We start from the raw sequence: 14,211 nt of genomic DNA on the forward strand, positions 1-14,211 counted from the left end.
GGTCGTCAGGGCGCCGCGGCAGCGTCTCTGACGGTGACCAGCTCCCGGATGTGTGCGCTGAGGCGATAGCGGCTGAGTACGGCTGTTGGCACCCTCTGAGCTCCGTGGACACGGCCCAGGCATCCGTCACTCGCGCACGCGCAGACGAAAGGGCAGGCCATGGCCCATTCTGTGGAGGGATAGAAGAAGGTCAGCGCGTCCCCGGGGACCAGATTCCGGGCCGCGATGACGGTCAGAGCCCTGACGTCGACGTAGGTGCCCGGATCACAGGAATGGTTGAGGTAGGCCACGACCTGCAGGCCGTCCATGTGCCGGTCATCGGCGATCTGGATGGAGGTGCGAGTGGGGTGGGAACGGTACTCAGCCCCACAGATCGAGGCCACCACATCGCCTTCCCTGAGGGCAACCTCGGTGACCAGGCCGAGGCCGGTTCCGGGTTGGTCAACGATCCGCACAGCCACCATGCCGGTCCAAGACTCCTTTGCGGTGGTGCTGCGGAGTGGCGTCGCCGCAACTGAGGGAAGAGTCCTACGGTTCCGCTTCCACCGCGACAGGGGCCAGCCGACCAGGTGACACCTGAACAAGCCCCTCCACACCCCTGGTGCATCCGCAGCGCAGTGGTGGCGAGGCAGATACGCCTCCGGACGTGGCGCCGGGCGCGCGGACTGCATGAACACCCAGTCCGGCCAGGGGGGCGGTCCGCCGGAGAGCGTGGGCGGGCGCCGGCCGTACCCTAGCGATCTGCCGGATGAGACACGGCAGCTGATCGGGCCGGTCCCGCGCTGGGGTTTCCGGGAAGATCGCCGGTTGCGGGTGAGGCGGCTGGGCCGGTGCGGTGAACCCCTTGCGCCTGTCGGTCGTTCGTACGATTCCCCGCCCTCTGCACGCGGTACCGATGCCTGGTGTCCAACACACTGCGTCGGCCCATGCCCGGCGCCGGCAGGGAGTCCCCTCATGACAGAAGTGACGTCCTCTCCGCAGCAGCTGCCCCAGTTCCCCTTCGGCCCGAACGGTGAGACCTGGGAGGAGTTGGTCAAGTCCCAGGGACTGGCCGATGGGCACAGAGGACCGGTCAGTCATCCCACGAAGGATCCCCGTACCACGTACCCGGCCGAGCCCGGTCTGGAGGCGGGTGAGTTCGAGCTGTCGCCCTGCGGGCTGACCGATGCCCAGCGCCGCAAGGCGATCTGTTCGATGGAGCTGTATCTCGCGGACAAGCGGAACCACATGCTCGGCTACCAGGTCACCCAGGACATGAACGGCTACCCCGCGGACCTCAGCAGGTTCATGGAGGACCACGTCAACAACGTCGGCGATCCGTTCCGCTCGGGCGGCTACAAGCCGAACACCAAGGTCGCCGAGCGGGCGGTGCTCGACTACTACGCCGCGCTGTGGAACGCCCAGTGGCCGCATGACCCGCAGGACCCGGAGTCGTACTGGGGCTACATGCTCTCCATGGGGTCGACCGAGGGCAACATGTACGCGCTGTGGAACGCGCGTGACTACCTCAGCGGCAAGGCGCTGCTCAATCCTGATGAGGCCACTTTGGCCGGTGCCGCCGCCGGTGCGGTCGGTGGTGCCGCCGGCCTGGAGTGGGTGCAGGCCATCGCACCGGACAAGCCCACCATGTTCCGCCCGGTCGCCTTCTACTCCGAGGACACCCACTACTCGTTCGCCAAGGCCGTGCGCGTGCTGAACGTCGACACGTTCTATGCCGTCGCCCAGGATCTCTACAAGGACCAGTGCCCGCTCACGGACAAGGACGGCAAGAGGCTGCCGTGGCCGAAGGACGTCCCCTCCCTGGCCGGCCCCTCGCAGAGGTCCTGGGACGGGACCGGCCAGATCGACATCGAGGCGCTGGCCACGCTGGTCGACTTCTTCGCCGAGCGGGGCCATCCGATCCTGGTCAGCCTCAACCTCGGCAGTACGTTCAAGGGCGCCCACGACGACGTCCGGGCGGTGTGCGAGAAGCTGCTGCCGATCTTCGAGGAGCGCCACCTGCTCCGGCGTGAACTCGTCTTCGGTAAGAACGCGGTCACGGGCGAGCCGATCAAGGACATCCGCCGGGGCTTCTGGATCCACGTCGACGGCGCTCTCGGCGCGGCCTACGTGCCGTTCATGCGGATGGCTTACCAGCAGCCGGGCGTCTTCGACTGGACGCCGGAGGTGGAGCTGCCCGAATTCGACTTCGGGCTGACGGCGATCAGTCCCAAGGGCGTGCAGATGGACATGGTCGCGTCGATCGCGATGAGCGGTCACAAGTGGCCGGGCGCCCCGTGGCCCTGCGGCATCTACATGACCAAGGTCAAGTATCAGCTGGAGCCGCCCGCGAAGCCGCAGTACATCGGCGCCCCGGACACCACATTCGCCGGATCGCGCAACGGCTTCTCGCCACTGGTGCTCTGGGACCACCTGGCCAGACACTCGTACGAGGACCAGATCAACAAGATCAAGGAGGCGCAGCGTCTCGCCGAACTGCTGCTGCGGCAGTTGCAGGACCTCAAGAAGACTCACGGTCTCGACCTGTGGCCCGCCCGCAGCCCCGGTGCCCTCACCGTCCGGTTCCGTAAGCCCAGTGAGGCTCTGGTCGCCAAGTGGTCACTGTCCTGCGAGGACGTGCTCATGAACCCGGAGGAACCCAAGAAGAAGGAGAGCTGGCGCAGTTACGCCCACGTCTTCGTGATGAGCTCGGTGACGGAGAAGAAGATCAAGGCCCTCATCAAGGACCTGGCTGAGGAAGGCATCTCCCCGTTGCCGGAAGTGGACACCTCAGCCGCCCTGGCAGCCATGCCCGCCACACAACTCGCGGACAACGTACGCCCCCTCGCACGCGTACCGATCACCAACGTGGCCTTCCAGTAGCCCCGGCTCAGCCGCCGTTGTCGAAGATCTTTGAACGCAGAACGGTCCGTCGGTAGGACCTACTCGTACGCCCAGGCCCTACCTGTCTGCCGGTACTCCTCCACTGGAATGGGGTCGACTCCGTTCCGCATGCGAGCGGTGTACAGCAAGCCGTCGAGGTGGTCGATTTCGTGGTGGATGAGGCGGGCGAGACCGCGTTCGTATTCGGTCGTCGTGGTCTCGCCAGTCAGGACGGTGGCCTGCACCGTGATCTTCAGCGGGCGAGGGACGAGGCCGCGTACGTCGAAGAAGCTGAGGCAGCCCTCGTACTGCTCGTCCATCTCCCCGGAACGGTTGGTGATCCGGGGGTTGAGCAGGATGACGGCCGGGGCGTCGTCGGGAGGCAGGACGACGGCGGCGGCGCGGGCGATGCCGATCTGCGGGGCGGCGATGCCCATGCCTTTGGCGAAGGGGTGTACCTGGCCGATGCGTTCGATGGCGGCGAAGAGTTCGTCCACGATGCGTTCGGCTTCGTCACGCTCGGCGGGCAGGTCGAATGCGCGGGCCGGTTCGGTGAGGATGCCGGCGCCGTGCTGGACGACGCCGAGGTCTCGCATGCGCTGGCTGGGCCGCACGTCAGTCACCTGAACTCCCTTGATCTGCTTTGCCGTCGGGCCGTGCCCGGAATCGCCATTCCAGACGGTACCGAGCGTGTAGCGCGGGTGTGGTCGTGATCCATGTGAAGTGCCGTAGTCCGGCCTCGTCGCTGCGGACGGGCGGGGTGCGCAGCGGGGAGGCTTCGGCGGTCATCGAGGTCTCGGTGCCCCATACGACGGGGTCGAGGCTGGCGGGGAAGACGAGCTGGACTTCGAGTTGTTCGGTGGGCAGGCGGACGGCTCGCTGGAACCAGTTGCCCCACTTGTCGTCGCCGACGGTGTAGGCGTACTCGATCCATACGGATTCGCCGGGGTAGAGCGGGAAGCGGCCGTGTTCGTTGTCGAACAGCAGCCAGACTTCCTTGAAGGCGTCGCGGTCGTGTTTGGCCTGCCAGCGCATCGCCTCGCCCCGGCAGGTAGCGGTGAGGGCCAGTTCGTCCCAGGTCAGGGGATGGGCCCGGTAGTGGGCGTTGGACCGCTCGGGGTCGCCGGGGTAGCGGTCGACGCTGATGCGGATCAGGTAGCGGGTCACCGGCTCGCTGCCGGTGTTCCGCAGCAGGCGGCGCATGGTGAGCCGGTAGTTGCGGCCGTCGTATTTCAGGCAGGCTGCGTCGTGTTCGACGACGAGGGCGGAGCCGGTGGCGTACGGCTGCTCGGGCCTGCGTGGCGGCGGGGCAGCCGACGGACGCTTGCCCCGTGTCTCGCGGGCTCTCGCCTGCTCGTAGTCGCACCACCGCCGCCAGATCGCCTTGCCGGCGTTCAGGGCGTCGTCGGCGAGGCGGGCGAAATCCTCGCTGGGTTTGTGGCGGCCGGATTCCATGTGGCTGACGTAGGACGGGTCGAATCCCATGGCCTGCGCGAGTGCCCGCTTGGACATGCCGCGCACTTCCCGCCAGCGTGCCAGCTCGGCCGCGAAGTCCTCGGCCGCCTGCTCGACGGTGATCTCCTCGCCCTGCGCGTCCATCGAAGCCCCGCCCCGCGTCTGACCGGCTCCGGGAAGACCACCGTCGCCCAGGCCCTGGCCGCACGCGGCTTCACCCGGCTGTCCGTGGACGAGGAGGTACACCGCCTCCACGGCCGCTACGGCGTGGACTACCCGGAGCACACCTACTTCGAGCGCGAACAGCCCGTGATCGACGCGGTTCGCCAGAGGTTCGTCAAGGAACTCAGCGCCGGCAACGACGTCGTCCTGGATCACGGGCTGTGGCGCCGCAGCGAGCGCGACGCTTGGCGGCAGGCCGCCCGCGAGGCGGGCGGCTGTCCCCTGGTCGTCTACCTCCCCGCCGACCGCAACGAGCTGCTGCGGCGCCTGGCAGAGCGCAACCAGCGCGAAGACGCCAACGCCCTCACTGTCACCCCTGAAGCCCTCGACGACTTCTTCGCCCGCTTCGACGTCCCGGCCGAGGACGAGGAAGTGATCGTCTACACCGGCAGTGTCGACAGCCTGCTGACCACCCTCACCACAGATCGGCAGAGCTGAGCGTCCTACGGCACTCGTCCCCTCAGGGCCGGCCTTCTTGGCTCCGGCCCTGAGGGGATGTGCTGTGTCAGGCCAGAGTGGTCAGGCTCTGGGCGAGGGAGCGGGCTTCGGGTGCGAGGCCGTCGAGGATGTCCCGCGCGTAGGCGGTGCCCGATCGGGCGGCGAGGTCCTGGACGGCGGCCCAGTTCTCGGCGATCAGCTGGAGGGCCTGCCGTGCTCGGTGGATGGCGTCCTGCCGGTCGGCGCGGAACTGTTCGGCATCCTGGTGGGCCTGGTGCCAGGTGAGGTGTCCTTGCTCGACGAGCTGGGCGAGGGGCGGTGCGGTGTCTCCGTCGGCGAGCCGGAGGGCGTCGGCGTCGCCCACGTGCTTTCGGAGTCGTTCCTCTTCCTGCCGCTCGTCGAGTGCCGCCGTGGCGTCATCGAGGGTGATCAGGCCCTCGGTGACCTGTTCGGCGAGGTCGGGAGCGTGCTCACGCAGGCGGTCATGCTGGGCCTGGAGAGCGGCCGAGCGGGCCTTGTGCTCGCGGACGGTGCTGTAGGCGGCGTCAAGGCTGAGGGTGCCGGTGCGGACCTGTTCGGCGATGTGGCGGGAGTGCTTGAGGACCGTGACCGCGTTGGAGATGCGGGTCAGGCTGAGGCCGTGGAGCTTGGCGTGGTCCCGCAGGGAGTGTTCCGAAAAGAGACGGGCCATCGCGACGATCATGGCCTGCTGGCCTTTGCTGATGTTCCGGCGGTACACGTTGAGGGAGAGGATCATCCCCATAGGGTCGTCGCCGGTGTAGGTGGTGAAGCGGGGCTGGACGCCGGCGATCTCGCAGGCGGCGAGACGGTTGCGGCCGTCGAGGAGGACGCCGTCGGCATCGAGGACGATCGGTTCGTGCTGGCCCTCGGCCTTGATGGACTCGGCGAGGTCGTGCAGCTCGTCCTCGCTGAACATCGGGAACACGTTGGCGGTGGGGTGGATCTTCAGGGCGGGGCTCCTTCTTCGGATGGGGTGCTAGCGGCACCTTGCTGGGGTCTGTGGCCTTGTAGAGGCCGGTACTGGGCTGCAGTTGCAGCTGAGAGGGGTCTATCGGCGCTGCCCGTGCTGCTGGCCTGTGGGTGTCGCCGTCACCGTTGCGGGCTGAGGAGTACGGCTTTCCTGGGCAGGGATGGAGCCCGCGAGTGTCGAGCGTCGGCGGGCGGCTTCGGCGCGGCGGTTGGGTGCCGGGTTGCGGCCGGTGTGCTGGATGCGGCTGATCAGGACACGGGCGGGCTGGCGGGCAGTGGTCAGTTCCCGCTGGGCAGCGGCTTCCCTGAGCAGTTGGTGGGGTGGGTGGCCGCGGGCTTCGGCGTCGGCGAGGACGGTGGCGAGCGCGGGCCACGCGGGGTCGGCGAGGATCCGCTCGGCGTGGTCGGGGACGGCTGCCCGTACGTCACTGACCAGAGCCCGACGGGCTGCCTCCCTGGGCGGGCGGGCTGAGAGTTCACCGAGCATCGGGGCGAGTGCACGGTCTGCTGCGGCTTGGAGGTGCTGCACCGCCCGACGGGCAGCTTCGGCCTGGTGGGCGTGGTCCTTCGCTTCGTGCCAGCGGGCAGCGACGATCGTGGCCCACACCAGGGCGGCGAGCAGCGCGGCGAGCGCGCTGCCGTCCGGGCCGGTGGCCGTGTGGGCGATGTCCCGGGCAGCGAGGCGCAGCGCATGGGCAGCACGATCTTCCGCCCGGATCTGGGAACGCTCGGCTCGGGCGAACGCCTTCGAGGCCGCACGCAGTTCGGCCTTCAGACGAACGGGTGCCTTCTGGGCGGTGGCTTCAAGCAACTCGCCGAACGCGGTGACGTGAGCCTGAGCGTGGGCGTCGTCGGCGAGATCAGCGTGGAGGGTGTCGAGGGCGTCGGTGGCCTGGTGCCAGACGGTGGTGGGGCGGTTGCGGCGGGCAGTGGGGTGTTCTTCGGGCCGGCCGGCTTCGAGGCGGGCCTGCAGCTTGGGCAGGGTGAGGTCGGGGGCGATCTTTCCGCCGGGGTGGAAGATCTGTTCCCCGTTCTTGTTGAGGTCTCCGGGGCGGCCGACGGCGTAGCCGAGGAGGTCGCCTGACGGTCCGCGGCGCGGTTTGACCGCGATGCCGTCGGCTTCGAGGTAGGCGAGGAGTTCCTCGGCGTTGGTCGCGTGGGGGATGGCGGCGCGGATGCGGTCCTGGAGCCATGCCCGGCTGGGCTGCTCCCAGCCGAGTCGTTCGGCCTTGTGCATCTCGGCCTGGGAGGGCGGGCGGGCCGCGGTGCGGTCGCCCTTCTTCAACTGCCTGAGCCCGTAGTCCTTCTCGATCTGGCGGCAGGCGTCGCCGACGCGTATGCCGCTGTCGTGGAGTTTGGGGCGGCGGCCGTCTTCGCGGACGGTGGTGGCGAGGATGTGGATGTGGTCGTCGGCGTGGCGTACGGCGATCCAGCGGCAGGCCAGGTCGTCGCCCGCGGGGGCGATGCCCGCGGCTTCGACGATGCGCCGGGCGATCTCGCCCCACTCGGCATCGGAGAGGTAGCGGTCCTCGGGAGCGGCACGGACGGGACAGTGCCAGACGTGGTCGGTCACCTTCTTGCCGAACTCACTGTTCCGAAGCTGAACGGGCGCATCGAGGTGGCGGGCGAGCTGGGTGAGGGTGGCGTTCTCGTCGCGGCCGGGGTCGGGCATGCCGAGCATCGCGAAGGCGGCGACGATGTGCGGGTCGAGGTGCTCGTCCTGGCGTCCGGGGCCGTAGAGGTAGGCGAGCAGGCCGCGGGTGTTGGACCCGGCGGGCTTGATGGCGGCGATCACGCGGACAGCTCCTCTTCTTCCTGCACGGCCGGCTCGACGGGCTGGCACAGGGCCTCGGCGATCAGCTCCAGCAGCTGCTGGAGTTCGGCCAGGCGTTGGCGGAGGTCGGGCGGGGTGAGGTCGCTGTTGAGGGCGCGGGCGATCTGGTTGACGTTGACGCCGATCCGGTTGAGCTCGCGCAGGACCTGGGCGCGGAAGTGGTGGGTGCGGCGGCGGTCCTCGGACAGCGGCAGGTTCGCGGTGAACCGTCCGGTGATGAAGGCGAGGACCACGTCCGCGGCGAACCCGGAGTCGCCCTTGTAGCCGTGCTCGGCGGCGACGCCCCGGAGATGGGCACGCTCCTCATCGAGGAACCGCAGGGGACCGACGCGTGCATCACGCTTCTCGCCGGTGAAGCGGCGGATCGCCGGCTGGACGCTCTTCACGGTGGGCTCGCCAGCGGTGGCAGCGTCTTCGCGTACGGGGCGCAGGATCTCGCGCTGGACGGCGTGGAGTTGGTCCGCGTCGGGGCCGCCCTCGGCCCCGGCCTCCTGGCCTGGCGCCCCCTGGCGCCGGGCCGTCTCCGCCACCCCCGGGGCGGAGACCCCCGAAGACCGGCCTGGAGTCGGACTCGGGGTACTACTGGCTCCGCCAGGAGCGCGTCCGAACGCACGCCGCAAACCTCCCAGCAGCCTACGGGACTTCGCCAACGGCAACGACTCGTCAGACGTGTGGTCGGGGCAGCGAGGGTCGTGCGTCACGAGAGGTTCTCCGAAAGGGGGCGAGCGAGACGGGCAGACCGTGGTGGAAGGTCTGCGGGAGTGGGGGCGGTCGGCGCTTCGCCCACAGCTGTGGACAGCCGGGCGGCGACTAGGGCTGCGTCGTCGAGTTCGGCCTGGATGATGTCCTTCAGCTGGTCCGCCTCCTTCCGGCCGATGGTGAGGTCCCTGGCGCGGAAGGTGCTCTCGATGTGGCGGCGTGAGGCGCGGCCGCCTCGTCCCAGTGGCGCGGTGCGGGCGAGAGCGAGCCGTTCAGCGGAGACCTCGCCAGGCGTGTGGGCCTTGGCTGTGGTGGACGGCGCCGGGACCTCCGCCACTTTGGTGGCGCCTGAGGCCACGTCGGCAACATCTCGCGCCACGTCGGTGGGGATGTCAGCCACGTCGGCAGTGGTCAGCTCCACCGCCTCCTGGGGGCGGGCGGCGGAGTGGCGGCGGATGACGAGGTAGAGGTGGACGGCGCCGGCCAGCGCGAGCGGGGCGAGGGCGGACAGCGCGCCGACGGTGAGGTCGCCGAGCCGGAGGCCGCTGACCGGGAGGGTCTGCTGGTTGAGGCGGACGGCGTGCAGGGCGTTGGCCCAGATGCTCACTCCGGTGGCCAGAGCGACGAGTGTCCCTACGTACCGCCGTGAGCGCGGTGGGGCGCTGCGCAGCATGAGCTGGGCGCCGATGCCGATGCCGATGAAGCCGTCGATCACGAGCGGGAAGGCGTAGGTGAGCAGTCCGCGGATGTGGGTGGCGACGGCCATCTGACGAAGGGCGTCGTAGGAGAGGACGAAGGCGAACACGGCGAGCATCGCTATGCCCACGCGGATCGTTTTGGCGCCCGGTATGTCGGAGGGCGTGGTGGCGGTGCGGGAGGTCAAGCGGGGGCACTCCAAGTGAGGTTGGCCGACGGCCACGCGGCAGGGGGTTCGGCGCGGCCGCCGTGAGGTGCGGTGACTCGTACCACTCGTTGCATGCCTGGTCAGGGCAGGTACGAGAGAAGTGGTGATGTCGAGACGACTCGTTGCGGGCCGTTCACTCGTCCCCGCGCTGACCTGCGCGGGGACGAGTGCGACGAGTGGAGTCGGGTCAGGCTGCGGTGCCGGGCAGCGGCTCGGCCACCGACTGGGCGGACTCGGCCAGAGGTTTCGGCTCGGGGCAGTAGCGCGCCCAGGTGTCGAGGAACTGGTTGCGCGCGAAACCCTTGGCCTGGGTGCCATCGGGGAAGCGGCGGTTGGCCGAGCCGATGCCGTAGGGCTTGAGCAGCACCTGCAGGCCGCGCGCGGTCAGGCCGTTGGCGCCGTAGTCCGCCCACGGCGCTTCCTTGTCCGCGTTGAGGGACTCCAGCAGGTGCTTCGTGCCCAGCACGGCCGGATCGCCGACAGCGGCGAAGGCCCGGCGGATGCCGACCAGAAGGCGGGTGCGCAGACCGCCCTCCTCATCCTGACCGGCCTCGTAGTCGGTCATGGTGCGGCAGGCGGTGCGGGCGAGCGTGGGCCATTCGCCTCCGGCGAGGTCGGCGATGGTGACCAGGGGTTCCCAGGTGTCCGCTGCCCGGTCCTCGACCGGCATGGCCGGCTCCATCTCCATCGCCTGTGCGCGCAGAGGCGTGAGCCAGGCGGCGAGCCGGTCGCGTATCGCGTGCAGGTCGGGGGTGTCCCGGCCGGTGCGGAAGGACGCCACCTTCTCCCCATCCGCGCGGCGCCGCATCCGGATGACCACCGACCGGTCCATGATCGTGCCGGGCAGGTCACCGATGCCGGCGAGTGCGGCCATGGCGAAGGTGGGGAACTCCTGCACCGCGTGCTCGGGTCCCGACACTCGCAGCGTGGGCCGGTTGCGCTGGTGCCCGGCGTTGAGCAGACCGCGCAGGTCCTCGTTCTTCTCCGCCGCCTTCGCGGTGCCGAAGAGGGTGTCGGCCTCGTCGACCAGAAGCGTGGGCGGGTCCTCGTCGGTGATCGAACGGAAGATCGCCGCCGCGCTGGCGTTGACCGTGATCAGGCGGTTGCGCACCGTCTCGGTCACCACATCCAGCAGTCGGGACTTGCCGCACCGCTTCTCCGGAGCGACCACCGCAAGGCGCGGCGCGTGCTGCCAGGCACGCTGCAGATGCGTCGCCGCGACCCACAGCGTCACCGCCGTGAGGGCCTCTTCGCTCGGCATCGCCACGTAGCGCTTGATCTGCGCCCGCAGGTCGGCCAGGATCTGCGCTCCCTCGGGCACCGGTGTGGCCGGGTGAGCGTCGCTGGGGTCCGCGTCTGCGGGCGGTGCGGCGGAGATGGCCAGTTGGCCGGGTATGTGGGCTGGGGGCCGCAACATGGTGGTGTCGTCGGGAAGGGATGGCGTATTCGGCTGGGCGTCGGTCATACTGGGTACCAGCTCCTCTGCTCGCGGGCCATATGGGACGGCAATCCCGGCTCCACGGGTCGATCGCTAGGGATGGCGGTTGAGAGGTTTGCGCTTGGCCCCCGGTGACAGCCGGGGGCTTTTTGCACGGGGCACTACGTGGGGTGGGTCGCGGGAACTCCTGAGGCTGGTGGGGTGGGACTACAAGCGTACCACGAGCGCTGCCGATCGCAGAAGTGTTTTGCATCTCGCAGAAGCGATGCTACTGTTTTAGAGTCGCTGCAGAGTGCAGTGGACTGCTACGAACGGAAGGAGGCGCCTGTGGCGGACGAAGACCCGCCCGAGGGCGTCCTGCTCAGCGGCGAAGCGAACGTCGCGATCCGCATCAAGGTGGAACGCGAGGCACGCGGCTGGAGCACCAACGCCCTGTCCGACCGGCTCAACGAGGCCGGCTTCGAGATGAACCCGTCCGCGGTCTGGCGCATCGAGAACGGCAAGCGCCGCATCAACCTCGACGAGGCCATCGGCTTCGCCGAGGTCTTCGGCATCGACCTGCGCAACCTCGTCGGCCCCCCGCAGCTCGCCGCCAAGGCCCGCGCCATGGAACTGATCGACGAGGTCGTCGACGCGTTCCGCGGGACCCAGCGCGCCAACGCCGCCTTCACCAGAGCGCGCGACGCCCTCGACGCCTATCTCACCGAGCACCCCGACATCCGCGAGGAAGCTGACGTCATGGTCTCCAACGCCATCGCCGAGGCGTCCACGAAGCACCTACTGGAGACGTACGGACCGCCCCCAGGCGAGCACCCGGACGACACCCCCGCCGGCAAGGCATAGCCCCCGGCTCCCACTCCCGCCCTGGGCCCGCAAACCCCCAGCGCGGGAGCTTCACCTTCATCCCTAGCGATCGACCGGCAGGCCGGCATTGCCGTGCCATCCGCCTGCCAGAAGAGGACTCACCCCCTTGACCCCACCCGCAACATGCCCGCCCCCGCACTTCAACGCCGCTCTCCCTCGCCTCTACCTCCCGAAGGAAGTCGCGGAAATCCCCGGCCACTCCCCTCGCCTCCCTCACCGCGTTCCACCGCCGTTCACCCGCCCAAGCGGCGGCCACGGTGGCGCGACGCGGGAGGTCGGGCTCTTTGACTGAGGACGAATGGCTGCGCCGAGTAGAGGCTCAGCTCCCTGACCGGGACGAGGAGTGGGTCGACGATCTGCTCCGCATCTTCGGCATAGACCGCCGGTCATGAACGAACGAAGCCGGGTTCCCGACCACAACGGGGACCCGGCTTCCCTTTGTCACCTGAGCACCGGCTCGATGTCCGCCGGGTCGAAGATCGGCCCGTTGGACGCGGGCTTGACGATGACCGCGCGGAAGACCTTGAGGACGGCGGCTCTCTGCTGCTCGATCGTCAGTTTCTCCCACTTGCCCCGTATGTCGATGGGGCCGGCTACGAAGGTCGCCGCTTCGGCGCGGTGCAGGGCCCGTTCCCGGTGCAGTTCCGCGATCTGCTTCTCCAGGTCCTCGGTGAGCGCGATGTAGCGAGCAGCCGACATGCGCTTCTCCTGCCACGCTTGCTTGAACTCGGCCATATCCCGTTCCAGGGAGGCCAGTTGCTCCTCCTTGGTCCATTCCGGCGCGCGCTCGCGGACATTCGCCAGGGCCTTGTCCGAGCTGAGGAACACGGCGTTCCTGATGAGGCGGTCGACAGGCTCGCCGGCCCTGGCCACTCCCCCGCATCCTCCGTCGTTCTTGCCGGGGCACGCGTACTTGAACTGCGATGACGTCTTCGACTTCCGGTACGACGGGAAGGCCCGCATCTTCGTACCGCACCGCCCGCACCGGGCTATGCCGGAGAGCAGGTACTTGGTGGCGTTGTCCCGTACGTCCCGCCCTTCCGACTCCCGCCGGACCTTCTCCGTGAGCAGATACCACTCCTCCGGGGTGATGATCGGCTCCCAGTCGCCGACGACGGGCTCACCGCTCTCGTCCAGGAACAACTCGCCCTGGTGCATCCGGTAGCCGCAGATGCGCGGGTTCATCAGCATCCGCTTGATCTTGGAGTCGTCGAAAAAGCCGCCGCTGTGCGATCTGACTCCCTTGTCCCGCCAGTCGCGCGCGATCGACGCCCAACGGATGCCACCCAGGAAGTCCTTCACCGCCTTGCGGAGGTGTTCGGCCTCCTCCGGCACCAGCGTCCTGCGGTCCTCGCGGTTCCATCCGTACGGTGCCCGGCCTCCGGGGAGCTTGCCCTGCGCCGCCAGTTCCAGGTGCTTGCGCTTCGTTCGCCGCGAGGTGTCCGCGGAGGACTTGTTGGCGATGGTGACCTTGATCCTCGCGATGAACCGGCCGTTCTCCGTGGACAGGTCGATGTCCGACGCCGACACGGAGTCGAAGACGAGCCGCTGGCCTCGCCGCTCGGCCTCTTCGTACTCGTCGATCCACGCCTCCAGTTCGCGCGGCTGGCGTGTGAAACGGTCGATGTCCCAGGCGACGACCCCGTCGATCCGCCCGGCCTTCAAGTCCTCCAGCATCTGCCGGAACTCGGGGCGTACCGTCCTGCGCTTGTACGCGGAGAGGTCGTTGTCCTCGTAGACCTTGGCGACCTCCCACCCCCGGGCGGCACAGTGCAGTCGACAGTCCTCCTCCTGCCGTGCGACGCCGAGCCCCTCCGCCTCGTCGTCCTTGCTGATCCGGGTGTAGATGCCCACCTGAATGGCCCCGGAGGACCCCCGTCGTGCCGCCATGCGCCGGATCGTCGCACATCGCGATCGGTTACATCAACCGCCGTTCTCATATCCCCCTGGCCCACGGCCGTCTCCTCTCAGGCGCCTCCCGAATGCCCGTCCACAGGTGGCAGACTGCTTCCATGACGACGCACAAGAACCTGCTCGGCGGCCCGGAGCCGACGTACCTGCCGGAGAACGAAGAGGCGTACCGCCTGCTGGGCGAGGAGTCCCAGTCGCCGACCGAGGTCGCGGCGAAGCACCCCACGTTCTCGCTCGCCTGGGCGATGCTCGCGGACGACGCCTTCGAGGCGGGGCGAGTGGTCGAGTCGTACGCGTACGCGCGTACCGGCTATCACCGCGGTCTGGACGCGTTGCGTCGGGCCGGTTGGAAGGGGCATGGCCCCATCCCTTGGGACCACCGGGCCAATCGCGGGTTCCTGCGCTGCCTCGCCGCCCTCGCCCGCGCCGCCGGCGAGATCAACGAGAAGGACGAGACGGAGCGTTGCTGGCAGTTCCTCAAGGACAGCAGCGCCGAGGCGTACGCCGAGCTGAAGCGGTAGTCACCACGGCAGAAACGACTGTGCCGCCGTCCCTCAGCGGGAGACGGCGGCACGGAGTGCACGATTACATGTA

The 14,211-nt window shown here is 69.0% G+C and carries 13 protein-coding genes; 4 read left to right on the top strand and 9 right to left on the bottom strand.

The features are described 5' to 3' along the window. Positions 1–5: 5 nt before the first annotated feature. Entirely contained in the window at positions 6–464 is a 459-nt protein-coding gene (locus M878_RS97560) for an SET domain-containing protein-lysine N-methyltransferase (protein WP_023547934.1), read from the bottom strand. Between the two features lie 490 nt (positions 465–954). Between M878_RS97560 and M878_RS68515 the strand changes: the two genes are divergently transcribed. After that, positions 955–2,862, top strand: coding sequence for a PLP-dependent aminotransferase family protein (locus tag M878_RS68515; protein WP_023547935.1), 1,908 nt, complete (start codon positions 955–957; stop codon positions 2,860–2,862). A gap of 59 nt (positions 2,863–2,921) precedes the next feature. Here M878_RS68515 and M878_RS68520 read toward each other — a convergent pair whose 3' ends face one another. Together M878_RS68520 and M878_RS68525 are read right to left on the bottom strand one after the other, a co-directional pair. After that, complete coding sequence (locus M878_RS68520) at positions 2,922–3,485, bottom strand: peptide deformylase (RefSeq protein ID WP_031225250.1); 564 nt, start codon at positions 3,483–3,485, stop codon at positions 2,922–2,924. Next, a complete protein-coding gene (locus M878_RS68525) occupies positions 3,478–4,461 on the bottom strand; it encodes a helix-turn-helix domain-containing protein (RefSeq protein WP_023547937.1) in 984 nt (327 codons plus the stop codon). The genes M878_RS68520 and M878_RS68525 overlap by 8 nt, the downstream gene beginning before the upstream one ends. Before the next feature lie 18 nt (positions 4,462–4,479). Here M878_RS68525 and M878_RS68530 point away from each other — a divergent pair, with 18 nt between their 5' ends. Further along, the gene (locus tag M878_RS68530; protein ID WP_051430262.1) at positions 4,480–4,977 is read left to right on the top strand and encodes a P-loop nucleotide/nucleoside kinase family protein; all 498 of its coding nucleotides are present in this window, start codon (positions 4,480–4,482) and stop codon (positions 4,975–4,977) included. 67 nt (positions 4,978–5,044) lie between these two features. Here M878_RS68530 and M878_RS68535 read toward each other — a convergent pair whose 3' ends face one another. From M878_RS68535 to M878_RS68555, 5 genes are all read right to left on the bottom strand, one after another. Beyond that, positions 5,045–5,914: a ParB/RepB/Spo0J family partition protein gene (locus M878_RS68535; protein WP_158692709.1), complete on the bottom strand. Its 870-nt coding sequence runs from the start codon at positions 5,912–5,914 to the stop codon at positions 5,045–5,047. A 132-nt stretch (positions 5,915–6,046) separates the two neighbouring features. Next, entirely contained in the window at positions 6,047–7,762 is a 1,716-nt protein-coding gene (locus M878_RS68540) for a relaxase/mobilization nuclease domain-containing protein (RefSeq protein WP_023547940.1), read from the bottom strand. Further along, positions 7,759–8,331 (bottom strand): MobC family plasmid mobilization relaxosome protein, encoded by a 573-nt coding sequence (locus M878_RS68545; RefSeq protein ID WP_023547941.1) that lies wholly within the window; start codon positions 8,329–8,331, stop codon positions 7,759–7,761. Before M878_RS68545 ends, M878_RS68540 begins: the two co-directional genes overlap by 4 nt. Before the next feature lie 167 nt (positions 8,332–8,498). Beyond that, positions 8,499–9,383, bottom strand: a complete 885-nt coding sequence (locus tag M878_RS68550) for a DUF2637 domain-containing protein (RefSeq protein WP_023547942.1) — start codon at positions 9,381–9,383, stop codon at positions 8,499–8,501. Between the two features lie 208 nt (positions 9,384–9,591). Continuing rightward, positions 9,592–10,869: a DUF3631 domain-containing protein gene (locus M878_RS68555; protein WP_023547943.1), complete on the bottom strand. Its 1,278-nt coding sequence runs from the start codon at positions 10,867–10,869 to the stop codon at positions 9,592–9,594. A gap of 300 nt (positions 10,870–11,169) precedes the next feature. Here M878_RS68555 and M878_RS68560 point away from each other — a divergent pair, with 300 nt between their 5' ends. Next, complete coding sequence (locus M878_RS68560) at positions 11,170–11,685, top strand: helix-turn-helix domain-containing protein (protein ID WP_023547944.1); 516 nt, start codon at positions 11,170–11,172, stop codon at positions 11,683–11,685. 462 nt (positions 11,686–12,147) lie between these two features. Here the strand turns inward: M878_RS68560 and M878_RS68565 are convergent, their stop codons facing one another. Next, a complete protein-coding gene (locus tag M878_RS68565) occupies positions 12,148–13,596 on the bottom strand; it encodes a recombinase family protein (protein WP_031225255.1) in 1,449 nt (482 codons plus the stop codon). Between the two features lie 122 nt (positions 13,597–13,718). On the opposite strand from M878_RS68565, the gene M878_RS68570 reads away from it, so the two are divergent. After that, entirely contained in the window at positions 13,719–14,138 is a 420-nt protein-coding gene (locus M878_RS68570) for a DUF3151 domain-containing protein (RefSeq protein ID WP_023547946.1), read from the top strand. The last annotated feature ends 73 nt before the right edge of the window (positions 14,139–14,211 follow it).

The sequence above is a fragment of the Streptomyces roseochromogenus subsp. oscitans DS 12.976 genome (assembly GCF_000497445.1).
Lineage (GTDB): Bacteria > Actinomycetota > Actinomycetes > Streptomycetales > Streptomycetaceae > Streptomyces > Streptomyces oscitans.

Coding starts and splice junctions, on each gene's coding strand:
- M878_RS68565 (WP_031225255.1), bottom strand. CDS start 13,596: ATGGCGGCACGACGGGGGTCCTCCGGGGCCATTCAGGTGGGCATCTAC.
- M878_RS97560 (WP_023547934.1), bottom strand. CDS start 464: ATGGTGGCTGTGCGGATCGTTGACCAACCCGGAACCGGCCTCGGCCTG.
- M878_RS68555 (WP_023547943.1), bottom strand. CDS start 10,869: ATGACCGACGCCCAGCCGAATACGCCATCCCTTCCCGACGACACCACC.
- M878_RS68570 (WP_023547946.1), top strand. CDS start 13,719: ATGACGACGCACAAGAACCTGCTCGGCGGCCCGGAGCCGACGTACCTG.
- M878_RS68525 (WP_023547937.1), bottom strand. CDS start 4,461: ATGGACGCGCAGGGCGAGGAGATCACCGTCGAGCAGGCGGCCGAGGAC.
- M878_RS68535 (WP_158692709.1), bottom strand. CDS start 5,914: ATGTTCAGCGAGGACGAGCTGCACGACCTCGCCGAGTCCATCAAGGCC.
- M878_RS68515 (WP_023547935.1), top strand. CDS start 955: ATGACAGAAGTGACGTCCTCTCCGCAGCAGCTGCCCCAGTTCCCCTTC.